Consider the following 12,861-nt stretch of genomic DNA (forward strand, 5'->3'; position numbering starts at 1 on the left):
ACCGAGGACCGCGTCGGCCAGCTCCCGCTTGCGCAGCAGCATCTCGGCGATGCGGTCCTCGATCGTCCCCTCGGCGATCAGCCGGTGCACCTGCACCGGCTGCGTCTGCCCGATGCGGTAGGCCCGGTCGGTGGCCTGCGCCTCGACGGCGGGGTTCCACCAGCGGTCGTAGTGCACGACGTGCTCGGCGCGCGTCAGATTCAGGCCGGTGCCCGCGGCCTTCAACGACAACAGGAAGACCGGGACTTCGCCGTTCTGGAAGCGCTCCACCATCGCCTCGCGCGCCGCGACGGGCGTGCCGCCGTGCAGGAACTGGGTGGGGGTGCCGCGTGCGGCCAGGTGCTGCTCGATGAGGCGTGCCATCTGGACGTACTGGGTGAAGACGAGCACGCTCGCGTCCTCGGAGAGGATCGTGTCGAGCAGTTCGTCGAGGAGTTCCAGCTTCCCCGAGCGGCCCTCGATCCGCGGCTTGTCCTCCTTGAGGTACTGCGCGGGGTGGTTGCAGATCTGCTTGAGGCCGGTGAGGAGCTTGACGATCAGGCCACGGCGGGCGAAGCCGTCGGCGCCGGAGATCTCCGCCAGGGTCTCGCGCACGACGGCTTCGTAGAGGCCGGTCTGCTCTGTGGTCAGGGACACCGCCCGGTCGGTCTCGGTCTTGGGCGGCAGTTCGGGGGCGATTCCGGGGTCGGACTTGCGCCTGCGCAGCAGGAAGGGGCGTACGAGCTGGCCGAGCCGCTCGGCGGCCGACGGGTCCGTGCCGCCTTCGACGGCCTGGGCGTAGCGGGTGCGGAAGGTGCCGAGCTTGCCGAGCAGACCCGGGGTGGTCCAGTCGAGGATGGCCCACAGCTCGGAGAGGTTGTTCTCCACGGGGGTGCCGGTGAGCGCCACGCGCGCGCGTGCGCCGATGGTCCGCAGCTGCTTGGCGGTGGCCGAGTAGGGGTTCTTGACGTGCTGGGCCTCGTCGGCGACGACCATGCCCCACTGCGCGTGCGCCAGGCTGTCGGCGTCCAGGCGCATGGTGCCGTAGGTGGTGAGCACGAACTCGCCGTCGGCCAGGTCCTCCAGGCTGCGCCGGGTGCCGTGGAAGCGGCGTACGGGGGTGCCGGGGGCGAACTTCTCGATTTCGCGCTGCCAGTTGCCCATGAGGGACGTGGGGCAGACGACGAGGGTGGGTCCCGCGGACTCGGTGTCCTTCTGCCGGTGCAGATGCAGGGAGATGAGGGTGATCGTCTTGCCGAGGCCCATGTCGTCGGCGAGGCAGCCGCCCAGGCCCAGGGAGGTCATGCGGGCCAGCCAGTTCAGGCCGCGCAGCTGGTAGTCGCGCAGATCCGCGGCCAGCGCCGCGGGCTGGCCCACGGGCTCCATGGCCTCGGGGTTCGCGAGGCGTTCGCGCAGGGTGGCGAGCCAGCCCGTCGGCTGGACGTCCACGCGGCGCCCCGCCACTTCGGTGGTGCCCGTCAGGACGGCGCTCAGGGCGTCGATCGGCGTGACCTTGTGGTCCTGGTGTGCGCGGGCGCGCCGGGCCTCTTCGGGGTCGATGAGCACCCACTGGTCGCGCAGGCGCACGACGGGGCGGTTGGCCTCGGCGAGACGGTCGAGCTCCTCGCGCGAGAGCTGCTGACCGCCCAGCGCGAAACGCCAGTTGAAGGAGAGCAGGGCATCGGCCGAGAGATACGACGGCGTGTCCGACGCCGGCTTGTCCGGCTGCTTCGTGTCCTCGTCGGGCGGACCGATGACCGCGCGTGCGGTCAGATCGCGCGCCAGCTCCCTTGGCCAGTGCACCTCGACGCCGGCTGTGGCGAGCATGCGGGAGCCCTCGCCCAGGAGCGAGGTGACCTCTTCGTCGGCGAGCTCGATCGCATCGGGGACGGTGGCCGAGAGCAGCGGGGCGAGCGGCGGCCACGCGCGCGTGGCGCGACGCAGCGCGAGCAGGGCATCCATCCGTGAGCGCGGACCGAAGGCCTGGCCCGGGGAGCCGGATCCGGCCCATGCCTCGGCCGCGTCGGCGACGAGTGAGGGGTCGCTGACGCTGTGCATCTGCAGTACGGCGCGAAACGGCAGCCGGGTCCCCTCGGAGGTGTCGGACAGCAGGCCGGGCACCTCGACGCGCAGCGAGATCCGTACGCCGGCGTCGTGCCCGGCGGCGACATCGGTGGCCCAGGGCCGCTGTTCGGGGATGTGCTGCGGCCGCGCGGAGGCGAAGGCCGCAGAGCCCGCCGCCAGTGTCGCGGCGGGGGTACGCGGCAGCGCATCGGCCACCGCGTCCAGGAACTGGCGCAGCAGCCGCTCGGGTTCGGGCAGCCGCAGCGGCTCGGAGTCCGCCAGCGGGAGGGCGTGTGCGGCGGGAGGCATCGCGGCGGCCAGGTCGCGCAGGCGGTGCAGATCGTCGGCGCCCAGCGGGCCGGAACGCCATGCGTCGTGGTCGCTCGGTGTCAGTCCGGGCAGCAGCAGTCCGCGCGCGGCGAGTTGCAGCGCGAGCAGGCCCGCCGTGCCCCAGAACGCGGCCGTCGGGTGCGTTCCCGCCGTGGCACGCGCGCGGGTCAGGACCGGCAGCGCCGCGCGTACCGGGAGCAGCACCGCGCGCACGTCGCTGAGCTGGGCTCCGTCGTCGCCGGGCACTGCGATGGTCAGTTCCTCGACGGTGCCCGCGGAGCAGGCGGGCGGCGCCTGCCCGTCGGGGCGCCAGAAGGCGATGCGGCCGGTGCGGGCCGGATCGGCGGCCACGAACAGCACGGAGCAGCGGGAGAGTTCAGAGATCTCGGAGGGTGAGGCGGCAGAGGACCCGGGCACGGCGATAGCGCATTCCTCAAACTTGACTACTGGGTGTGGAGCGGCCGAGAGTACAGCACATTCCCCCGAAGGCGTGAGCGCATGGCTGGTGATCTGCGTCACTCGACACTCCGGGGGTGTAGGTAACCCCCCTCGCGCGCGGTGCTGTCCCCCTTCGGAAGACGGGTGAAAGCGCCATGGTTGCCGCAGGTCACGGGCTCATACGTTGTGTCACGTCCGCCCGATCCAGTCAGAGACCGGAGACCTCACCATGTCCCAGGCCGCCGCAGCAGTCGCGGAGCGTTTCCCCGGCACCCCCCGAAGGCAGCCCGCCGGGAGCGATTTCGCGCCTCTCCTGCGCACCGTGAAGGAGCAGGGGCTCCTGGGCCGCCGCACCGGCTGGTACGCGCGCACCATCACCGTCAACGCCCTGGCGCTCGCCGCCGTCGCCACGGGCATGTTCCTCGCCGGAGGCTCCTGGTGGGTGCTGCTCCTGGCGCCCGTCCTGGCCGTCCTGTGCGCCCGCACGGCCTTCATAGGCCACGACGCGGGCCACTCCCAGATCACCGGCAACCGCGGCGTGAGCCGCGCCATCGGGCTCATCCACGGCAACCTCCTCCTCGGCATGAGTTCGGCCTGGTGGAACGACAAGCACAACCGCCACCACGCCAACCCCAACCACATCGACAAGGACCCCGACGTCGCCGCCGACGTCCTCGTCTGGACCAGCAAGCAGGCCAAGGTCCGCGTCGGCTTCCGGCGCTGGCTCACCCGCAACCAGGCCTGGCTGTTCTTCCCGCTGACGCTGCTCCAGGGCATCGCCATGAAGATCTACGGCTTCCAGGACCTGCGCCGCCAGGCCCCGCGCGAACGCCTGGTGGAAGGCCTGCTCCTGGTGGCGCACCTCGCGGGATACGTGACGCTGCTGCTCGCCGCCATGCCGGTGGGGCACGCCCTTGCCTTCGCCGCCATCCACCAGGCCCTCTTCGGCCTGCACCTCGGCCTCGCCTTCGCGCCCAACCACAAGGGCATGGAGATGCCCGACCCCGACGGCGAGCGCTGGGGCCACCTCAGCCGGCAGGTCCTGACCTCGCGCAACATCCGCGGCAGCGTACTGACCGACTGGTTCCTGGGCGGGCTCAACTACCAGATCGAACACCACCTGTTCCCCAGCATGCCCCGCCCCGGCCTGCGCCGCGCCCAGCCCCTGGTCCGCGCCCACTGCGCCGCGCTGGGCATGCCGTACACCGAGGCCGGATTCCTCGACTCCTACCGGCAGGTGCTGCGCCACATGTACGAGGTCGGCGAGCCGCTGAGGGTGGAGTAGCCGCACGACGGGCGGCGCGGCTCAGGGTTGCCTCAGGGTCGCGCCTCAGGGATGCGTCAGGGGAGCAGACTGGAACCGTGGGCGGCCCGGGCCCGTTTCTCAAGACAGAGAGCGGCAACAGCCGCGAAGGAGGCGACACACATGTCGAAGAACGCGAAGATCGCCGCAGGAGGTGTGGCGGCCGGCATCATCCTGCTGATCTGGCTGCCCTGGTGGGCCGCCCTCCTGATCGTGCTGGGGGTCCCGGCCGCGGCCTATCTGACACTGGACCCCGGACAGCGGCGCAGGCTGCGCCGCGTCTCCCGCAAGGAGCTCGGCCACTGACCGGCGCCCCGCAGCGGGCGCCGCACCGGTGAGCGGACGCGCGGCGCACAGGGGCTGACGGCTGCTCCGCTCGCGGTCCTGCCCCTGGCGGCTCCGCGAGCGGAAAACCCGTTGCGCCCGGGGATCTCGTGAGTGATCATGGCGCACATGACTTCCCGAGAGGAGGCCCAGCGATCCTTCGGTGATCGCTGATGGCCGCATACGAGGCGTCGCAGACGCCGTCTTCCCAGCCTCAGCCCACACCCGCGCCGCTGACAGCGGCCTGGCTGCAGGCGCACTTCGACCCGCTGCCCTTCCCGGCCCGCATGAGCGCCCTCGCCCGCTACGCGCGAGCGCTCACCGCGGATGCGTACGCGACACTGCGCGACGCCCTCGCCGCCGGCACCCCCGACGAACGCCACACCGGCCTCTTCCTCGCCGTCACCCGGCGAGATCTCACCACCCTCGCCGACGCCCTGGCCGACCCCCTCCTGCGCCGCCGCGCCCTCGCCGCCGCCATCCGGCTTCCCGTGCCCGACGAGGCCCTGGAACAGCTCGCGTTGAGCGACATCAGGGCGGTGCGCCAGGAGACCTACCACGTCCTGCGCCTCAGCCGCCGCCACACCCTCGCCGCACGCCTGCTGCCACAGGTCCACGCACGCTTCGGCGCGCGCGACGCCTCGCACCTGCTGCCCGCATGCCCCGCCCGGACCACCGGCGCGTGGCTGCCCCGACTCGATCCGCCCCCCGGCGTACTGAACGCCCTGACGCGCACCGCACCGCTCGCCGTGGCCCAACTGCTCGCCGCCCGCGCCGAAAGCAGTGCCGACCGCGACCGGCGCGGCTTCACGGGCCGCCACCGCGCGGTCGCGAGCGCCGCCGCCGAACGCGACCCGGAAGCCGGACTGCTGCTCCTGGCCCGGGCCCCCGGCCTCCTGACACCACAAGCGGCCCGCACCCTGCTGCACCGGCCCGCGCAAGTCCTCGACCTGCTGCGCGCAGCCCCGATCGACCAGAACGGCTCTGACGGCCAACTCCCGCTCGGCGCCGGAGCACTGCCGCCCGCCACACGACGTGCCCTGCGCGAACTCCCGCTCGCCGACCTGGTGGAACTCGCCCGTCGCTGCCCCGCGACCCAGCCACGACACCGCGCACCGGGACGCCACGACATCGAGCCGGACGGCCTGCTCGCGATGCTGCCCGCACCGGAACGCCGCCGCGTGGTCGAGGAACGCGCCGCCCGCCGCCGCTCGGCGCGCAGCCTGCCCCTGGCCGCACTCACGGCCCTGGCCCCGGCCGACAGGGGCGCGCTGGTCATGCCCTGGGTGGAGCGCTGGTCGAGCCGGGAGTGGACGGCCGGCCGCCTGGCCGTGGCGCTCCCACTCGCCCTGGGCGAACCGATACTGCGCGACATGGCCGGGCAGCACCGCGCCCACCAGCGCCTGACGGCCTGGCCCGCGCTGCTGGCCTGCGCCGAACTGGAAGGCGACCCGGACGAATTCGCCCGGGTCGCCGGGGACTGCGAACGGGCCTGGCACGACCAGGAGGCGGTGCGCAGAGCCGCCCTCCAGCAGCTCGCGGGCGCGCCCCCGTACCTGCTGGCCGCGCTGCCCGACCGGGTCCTGCGTGACGCGGCACTGACCACCGTCCAGTCCCGCGATGCCACCGCCCACACCCTGGCCCCGGCCGAGCAACTGCTGCGCCGGGTTGCGGAGAGCGCCGCGGCGACGGACAGGCACGGCCGCGCCGCCTACGCCGCGGAGTTGCTCTGCCACGTCGTGTCCGACCCGCGCTTTGGACGCCCCGTCGCCCCCCTGCGCATCGACGCGGCCGCGGCACGTGCCCTCTGGTCCGCGACATCGCCGGCGCCGCCCGCGCACCCCGGCCTCCCGACCGCCCTCGCGGAACTCCTGGCTCCGCACCTGGCCGCGCTGCCGGAACTCGACGCCCGGGTGCGCGCCCTGGCCATGGAGTGCGACGACCCCGACATCGCCGCCCGCGCGGCGGCCGCCTGGGCCAGGCCGGCAGAGCTGCGGGAGCAACGCGTCGCCGAACTGATCGGCCGCGACACCTCCTTCGCCTCGCTGCCGGACATCCTGCGCACCATCGCCGTCCGGCGTACCGACCTGCTGGACGCCGTCCTGCCCGCCGCCGCACAAGGCCTCACCGGCCGCGTACGCCCTCGCGCCACGGCCTGGGCCCCGGGACTGCACCCGGGCGCCACCGGCCGCTGGCTGCCCGCACAGCGCCGCACCTGGGACGAACACCACGCCCGCGTGGCCGCCGACGAGCCGGCCGCCCTGCGTACCCGCGCCGACGCGGCAGCGCAAGTACGCGACCCGGCGCTCCTGACGGCCCTCGCGGAATCGGCACCACAGCCCGTCGCCGCCGCGGCGCTCGGCGCGCTCGGCCACGTCACCGGCGCGGCCTGCGCCGGCCCGCCGCCCGCCACCGAGCCGCTGCTGGACGTCCTGCTCCGGCACGCCGCGACGGGCGGCGTCCGGGGACGGGCCGCCATGGCATCGGTCCGCCGGCTCCTGCAAGCGCTCCCGGACGGGGAGGCGGTCGCCCTGCTCGCTCCCGTGGCCTGTGCGCCCGATGCCCCCGTCGGCTCCCGCAAGGAAGCCGTACGAGCCCTGGGCGCCCTCACCGGTGACGCGGCGTTCGAGGCTCTGGTGGCCGCCTGGGACACCCCGCGCCAGCACCGCGACGTGCGCGCTGTCGCGGCACGCCACCTCCTGGCCGCGATCGACCGCCCCGCCATCGCCGACCGCCTGGCCCGGGCCGCCGACGAACCCGCCATACGCGAGGCGGTCATCCACGCGCGCGTGGGACCCGTGCCCGAATCCGCGCAGGGGCCCTACGCGAGCTTCCTGGCACACCTGGTGAGAGAAGGCGACAAAGAGACCGTCGTCGCCGCCTGCCGCGCCCTGCCCGCCTGGCTCACACCGGATGCGGCCGATGCCATGCAGGCCGTCGCCGAGGTCGCCACGGACCCGGCACGCAGCCGAAAGGAGTGGGACGCGGCTGCCCGGCAACTGGCCTTCTTCCCCCGGGGGAAGGTGGGAGGGCCGCTCCTGGAGGGCGTCTTCGGCCGCCTCCAGGACCAGGCCGGCACGCCGGATCCGCAAGCGCGCGCCGACGCGCTGCGACGTCTGTCGGGCATCGGCGAGGCCCTGCACGTCCGGCGGGGCTCGGCCCAAACGCTCCGCATCGCCGACGCCCTGGCCCGGTCGATGCAGACCGTGGGCCTGTACGCCGATGCGGCGGCCTTGGTCTGGGACACCTTGCTGGCCGCCATGCACCTCGGCGAACATCACGCGGAGCGCTGGGAGCGCCTCCTGGATCTGGTCGAGGAACACCCCCAAAGGCTGGCCCCGCGGGACGGGTTCTACCTCGACGCCCCCACGCCACGCGCGCGTGGCGCTCTGCTGGCCGCCGCCCGCCTGCTGCGCGAGCGCGGGACGCCGGTGGCCGGCCTGATGGCGCTCGCACTGGTGCGCGCCGGCGGACCACCGACGTCGTGGGACGAGCCCTGGCGCGCCGAACTGACGGCCCTGCGCGACCACACGGACCACGACACGGCCATGGCCGCCTTCCTGCTCGACCCCGACCACAACCGCTGACGGTCCCGGGGCGAGGGGGTCAGGCGGGGCGTACGGCCATCTTGTCGAGCGCGTCCAGGAGCGAGGGCAGCTCGGGACCGCGGCCCACCGGCAGCACCTCGCCGGGCTCTTCGTCGAGGAGCACGAACGCGATGTCGTCGGTCCTGGCGACCATGGACCAGCCGGGACCGTCGGCCCGCAGGGTGCGAGCCTCCCCGGTAGCGAAGGACGATCGCACGCGGCCCGGGGGCGGCGGCGTGCTCACATACGCCCGCGCTTCGGCCAGGACGCGGCGTACGCCGGTCAGCGGTGCCTCACCGGCATCGGGCACGGGGTCAGCCTCGGCGCTCTCACCGGCCTCGGGGCCGGCGCCCTCGCCCTGCCCGGCGCCGTCGCCCAGGAAGTCGTCGTCGTCGATCTGCTCGCGCCACGCCGCCCACTGCAGCGCTATCTCGTCGGCGCCCAGCCGTCGCTGAGCAGGACCCCAAATGTCGGATTGCGGAGGCGAGAGCGGCTCCTGTCCCGCTTCCTCCGGTTCGGGATCGTGCGGCGCGGGCACGTTGGGCGCCGCGACGGCGACCGCGAGGGGCCAGCCGGGCAGTGCGGCGACCACCGTGCGCTCGTCGGGCGAGAGGTCGTACTCCATGCCGCAGTCCCAGGAGGCGATCGCGACGGCCACCAGCGACACGTCGTCGACGACGACGGTCCACCGGGCGCCCGCACCGTCCTGACCGAGCACCAGACCGTACCCGTCGGCGAGCGGTTCGAGTCCCAGAGCCGCGCACGCCTCCGGATAGTCGTCACCGAGCACACTGGGGAACTTCGCGGGTGTCAGCAGCACCGCGGTCAGCACGTACAGCGCGTCGTCCTCGGCGGCGACAGCGTCGTCCGTTGCGGCCATGCCAGCCTCCCCATCGCTTCATCCGTCGGCGCACCCTAACCACAGGTCCCATTGATCGTCGAGGGGGGTGTGACCAGGAGACTCGTGCTTGCGCACCGGGAAACTCGCTCGTACCCCGCGCGCCGCACGCCTACGGTGGGCGTCATGCCCAGAGCCAGCCTGCACTTCGTGTGTCTGCCCTGCCGCGCTTCTTTCAAGAAGTCGGCCGACTACGGACGGGCGCGCGTCGATGTCTGCCCCCGGTGCGGCGGCCGGCTGCTCGGCGCGGGCTCCGCGCTCGCGGTGCCCAAGCGCCGCGACAGGGCTGCGTGGCGCGCCTTGAGCGCGGTTCTGCTGTCGGGCCTCAGCTTCCGGCAGGGCTGCTGCGGCGACGGCCCCGGCTACCGCCCCCGCACCCCGCGCGAGGTCCGTGAACGCCTCGCCTACGCAGCCGAGACGGGCACCCCCACCCGCGAGGCACTGGCCTGTCCCGATCTCGCGGACACGGACGTCAGGCGGCAGGCAGGCCGAGGAGCGTACGCGCCACGTCCGTCGGCGACTCGTCGCGTTCCCGGGCCAGGGCGATGACCGCCCGGCAGGCGAGTTCGCTGACGCCGAAGGACAGCGCTTCGGGCGATACCCAGTCCGTGGCTTCGTCCGCCCGGTCCTGGTCGTCGTCGGCGCACGCCGCCACGTAGACGGCGGCCGCCTCGAAGAGGTTGTGCGGGCGCTTGTCCTTGCTGCGGACGGTCTCGTCCGCGCGCCACAGATTGCGGAGCTTGTCGAACATGCGGGCCCGCCTTCCCCCGGTGCTGATTCCTGCTGATGATCACTCATCTGTCTCCTCCCAACGTAGAGTTGGAGTTCCAAGGACAGAAGGGGGACCGTGGGGTGAAGCGATTTGACCGGCTCAGGGAGATCCGGCGTCTGGACCCCGAGAAGGACGCCCTGGCGATCTACCGGCTCACCGCGACGTACGAGTTCCCCTGGGACTACACGCGCGCGCTCGAGCTCGCTCTCTACCGCACGTACGCCGTACCCAGCATCGGCCGGCTGCTTGCCGAGACGGCCGAACTGACCGGCCGCCCGCAGAAGCGTTACGACGACACGGCCCTGCTCCTGGACGCCGTGGTGGAGCACGGCTTCGGCGCGGACGAGGGGCGTACCGCGATCCGCCGCATCAACCAGATGCACCGCAGCTACGACATCAGCAACGACGACATGCGCTATGTGCTGTGCACGTTCGTGGTGATGCCCAAGCGCTGGATCGATGCCTATGGATGGCGCAAGCTGTCGCGCCACGAGACGACCGCTGCCGCCGTCCACTACCGCACCTTGGGCCGCCACATGGGGATCCAGGACATCCCGGACTCCTACGAAGCCTTCGAGGAATGTCTCGACGCCTACGAAGAGGCGCACTTCGCGTGGGACGAGGGCGCGCGCAGGGTCTCCGACGCGACCCTCGACCTCATGGCCTCCTGGTATCCGCGCCCCCTGGCGCCCTTGCTGCGTACCTCGACCCTCGCCCTGCTCGACGAGCCGCTCCTGCGCGCTTTCCGCTACGAACCGCCGGGCGCCGCCACCCGCGCGCTGGTCAGGCGTGCGGTGCGGTTGCGCGGGCGTGCCGTGCGCCTGATGCCGCCCCGTGGCGCGCCGCACTACGCGCGCCAGAACCGGGAGATCAAGGGCTACCCGAAGGGGTACCGGGTCGGCGCGCTCGGCACGTTCCCGGTGCCCGGCGTGCAGGGCTGCCCGGTCGTACACACGGACGCAGCGGCGGCCACCTCAGCGGAGTGAGCTCAGCGTCGCCCGCAGCCAGGTGAGTTCGGCACGGCTCGTCGCGCGGGCGATGGTCAGGATGCCGCGTCGGAACGGGTCGTCCAGGTCCTCGGCGCGCAACGGATGTTCGCCGTCGTAGAAGAAGCTGGCCGGCTCCTCGAGGAAGGCAAGGCGGCGCTCGAGCACGGCGGCCTGGGCGGCCTTGTCGTCCACGTGACGCAGGAAGGCGAGCACCGTGAACCAGCGGTTCTCGTCGGTGATGTCGCCCTGCTGCGGCTGAGTGAGCCTGCGCCGGAGTTCGCTCCTGCCTGCCGCGGTGAGGTTCAGGACGTGGCGCGGGGCCGCCACGGAGCCGGGCTGTGTCTCGCGGGCCAGCAGGCCTGCCTTCTCCAGCCGCTTGATGGCGGGGTAGAGCGTGCTCTCCGCGACGGGGCGCACGTGCCCGGTCAGCGCGGTGATGCGCTTGCGCAGCTCGTAGCCGTGCAGGGGTGCGTCGTAGAGGAAACCGAGGATGGCCAGTTCGAGCATGCCTGCATTCTGCCGCACTCCCGGTGTACATCGCTCTCGCTATACCTCGGTAACGATGTATTGTCGGTGCCGGAACTGCTCGACACGAGAGCAGTCGAGCGGCAGGCGAGTGGGGGAGCGGGATGCGACAGGCACGGTTCGATGCGCATGGCAGCTGTGTCCGCTGGACGGAGAGCGAAGGGGAGGGCCCGGCCCGGGTGTACGTGCACGGGCTCGGCGCGGCCTCGACGGTCTACCACGCGCACATCGCGGCCAGGCCCGGGCTGGCCGGCCGCCGCTCGCTCTTCGTCGACCTGCCGGGCCACGGCATCAGCGACCGCCCCGCGGATTTCGGCTACACCCTGGAGGAACTCGCGGACGCCCTGGCCGCGGCGTTGGACGAGGCCCGGGTGAGCCGAGCAGAGATCGTCGCGCACAGCATGGGCGGCTCCGTGGCGATCGTGCTCGCCCACCGACGCGGCGACCTGGTGTCACGCCTCGTGCTCACCGAGGCCAACCTCGACCCCCGCCCGGCCGCGACCGCGGGAAGCAGCAAAATCGCGGCCTACGAAGAAGAGGACTTCGTGGCCCACGGCCACGCGCGCGTGCTGGAAGAGATCGACCCCCTGTGGGCGGCGACCATGCGCCTGGCCGACCCCCGCGCCCTGCACCGCAGCGCGACGGGACTCGTGAGAGGAACACGGCCCACGATGCGCGCGATGCTCTTGGAACTGCCCGTGGAGCGCGTCTACCTGCAAGGCGACCGCAGCGGCGAACTCGCGGGCGCCGAAGAGCTGGTGGCGTCAGGCGTGCGGGTGCTGACCGTGCCGGACGCCGGGCACAACGTCATGTTCGACGCCCCGGAGACGTTCGCCTCCGCCGTTGCCGGATGCTAGTTGAACGATTCCAAGGGGGCGTGGCGGTCGTAGGCGGTCAGGGTTCACATGACCGGTTGGCGGGTGCGATCGCACCTGTTCACCGCCCGATCGAGCCGTCGATCTGCTCGCGCAGGATGTCCGCGTGGCCGGCGTGCCGGGCGGTCTCCTCGATCATGTGGACCAGCACCCAGCGCATCGACGGCGGCGGAGTCTCGCGCAGCGAGCGGGCGCCGGGGCGGTCCAAGTCGGTGCAGGCGAGGGCGACCGCGTTGGCCCGGGCGACCGCTTGGCGATAGGCGTGCGCCAAGTCCGAGGCGGTGTCGTCGGCGGACACCGCAGCCTCGTCCTCCCACTGCTCGCGGTCGGCGCCGGCGTAGGCCCAGACGAACCAGTTGAGCTCGACGGCCGTCAGGTGCTTGAGCAGTTGGAGCAGGCTGGTCCCCGAAGGGACACCGGCCGTGCGGACCGCCGGCTCCGGGACGCCGGCCGCCTTCGCGAGGACGGACTCCCGCAGGTAGTCCAGGAAGTTCAGCAGGGTGGTCTTCTCGTCGGCGTTCAGGCCGGGGGGCCGAAGATCCGGGCGCGGCTCCTTAGTCGTCATGGCGGAACCGTAGATGACGGTTCCAACCGTCATAGGTCGTACGCAGTCGGCGATCGCATGACGGGTTGCCCGGTGCCCGTTGTGCTCCCTCGCTTCATGCGCGCGGCCAACCCTTGGAACCGATCGTCTAGTCGCGCCGTACGGCCAGCGCCAGGAACCGCGCGTCCTCGTCGGCGTACGAGGTCAGGTGCCAGCCCGCACCGGCGAGCAGC

The 12,861-nt window shown here is 72.8% G+C and carries 10 protein-coding genes and 1 pseudogene; 5 read left to right on the forward strand and 6 right to left on the reverse strand.

The annotated features are described in order from the left end of the window. Positions 1-2,790, reverse strand: a 2,790-nt coding sequence (locus tag ACQKIP_RS25360; protein WP_427744152.1) for a DEAD/DEAH box helicase, incomplete at its 3' end; no start/stop codon positions are given. A gap of 250 nt (positions 2,791-3,040) precedes the next feature. Between ACQKIP_RS25360 and ACQKIP_RS25365 the strand changes: the two genes are divergently transcribed. The 3 genes from ACQKIP_RS25365 (at position 3,041) to ACQKIP_RS25375 (ending at position 8,025) form a co-directional block, all read left to right on the forward strand. Beyond that, on the forward strand, positions 3,041-4,096 hold the full coding sequence (locus ACQKIP_RS25365; RefSeq protein WP_365854509.1) for an acyl-CoA desaturase: 1,056 nt from the start codon (positions 3,041-3,043) through the stop codon (positions 4,094-4,096). Positions 4,097-4,237: 141 nt separating this feature from the next. Further along, the gene (locus tag ACQKIP_RS25370) at positions 4,238-4,420 is read left to right on the forward strand and encodes a hypothetical protein (protein WP_344522782.1); all 183 of its coding nucleotides are present in this window, start codon (positions 4,238-4,240) and stop codon (positions 4,418-4,420) included. A 191-nt stretch (positions 4,421-4,611) separates the two neighbouring features. Beyond that, positions 4,612-8,025, forward strand: a complete 3,414-nt coding sequence (locus tag ACQKIP_RS25375; protein WP_427744155.1) for a hypothetical protein — start codon at positions 4,612-4,614, stop codon at positions 8,023-8,025. A 19-nt stretch (positions 8,026-8,044) separates the two neighbouring features. Here the strand turns inward: ACQKIP_RS25375 and ACQKIP_RS25380 are convergent, their stop codons facing one another. After that, a complete protein-coding gene (locus tag ACQKIP_RS25380) occupies positions 8,045-8,905 on the reverse strand; it encodes a hypothetical protein (RefSeq protein WP_365854505.1) in 861 nt (286 codons plus the stop codon). A 490-nt stretch (positions 8,906-9,395) separates the two neighbouring features. Then, positions 9,396-9,674: a hypothetical protein gene (locus ACQKIP_RS25385; protein WP_365854503.1), complete on the reverse strand. Its 279-nt coding sequence runs from the start codon at positions 9,672-9,674 to the stop codon at positions 9,396-9,398. Positions 9,675-9,775: 101 nt separating this feature from the next. Between ACQKIP_RS25385 and ACQKIP_RS25390 the strand changes: the two genes are divergently transcribed. Then, complete coding sequence (locus ACQKIP_RS25390) at positions 9,776-10,681, forward strand: oxygenase MpaB family protein (RefSeq protein ID WP_365854501.1); 906 nt, start codon at positions 9,776-9,778, stop codon at positions 10,679-10,681. Here the strand turns inward: ACQKIP_RS25390 and ACQKIP_RS25395 are convergent. Further along, a complete protein-coding gene (locus ACQKIP_RS25395; protein WP_365854499.1) occupies positions 10,670-11,191 on the reverse strand; it encodes a PadR family transcriptional regulator in 522 nt (173 codons plus the stop codon). The genes ACQKIP_RS25390 and ACQKIP_RS25395 overlap by 12 nt on opposite strands. 122 nt (positions 11,192-11,313) lie before the next feature. Between ACQKIP_RS25395 and ACQKIP_RS25400 the strand changes: the two genes are divergently transcribed. Continuing rightward, on the forward strand, positions 11,314-12,066 hold the full coding sequence (locus tag ACQKIP_RS25400; protein WP_365854497.1) for an alpha/beta fold hydrolase: 753 nt from the start codon (positions 11,314-11,316) through the stop codon (positions 12,064-12,066). Between the two features lie 79 nt (positions 12,067-12,145). Here ACQKIP_RS25400 and ACQKIP_RS25405 read toward each other — a convergent pair whose 3' ends face one another. Continuing rightward, positions 12,146-12,649: a DinB family protein gene (locus ACQKIP_RS25405; protein WP_365854495.1), complete on the reverse strand. Its 504-nt coding sequence runs from the start codon at positions 12,647-12,649 to the stop codon at positions 12,146-12,148. A gap of 127 nt (positions 12,650-12,776) precedes the next feature. Beyond that, positions 12,777-12,861, reverse strand: a pseudogene (locus tag ACQKIP_RS25410) (SAM-dependent methyltransferase); the annotation flags it as partial.

It is taken from the genome of Streptomyces sp. NPDC059900 (assembly GCF_050270335.1).
Taxonomy (GTDB): Bacteria; Actinomycetota; Actinomycetes; order Streptomycetales; family Streptomycetaceae; genus Streptomyces.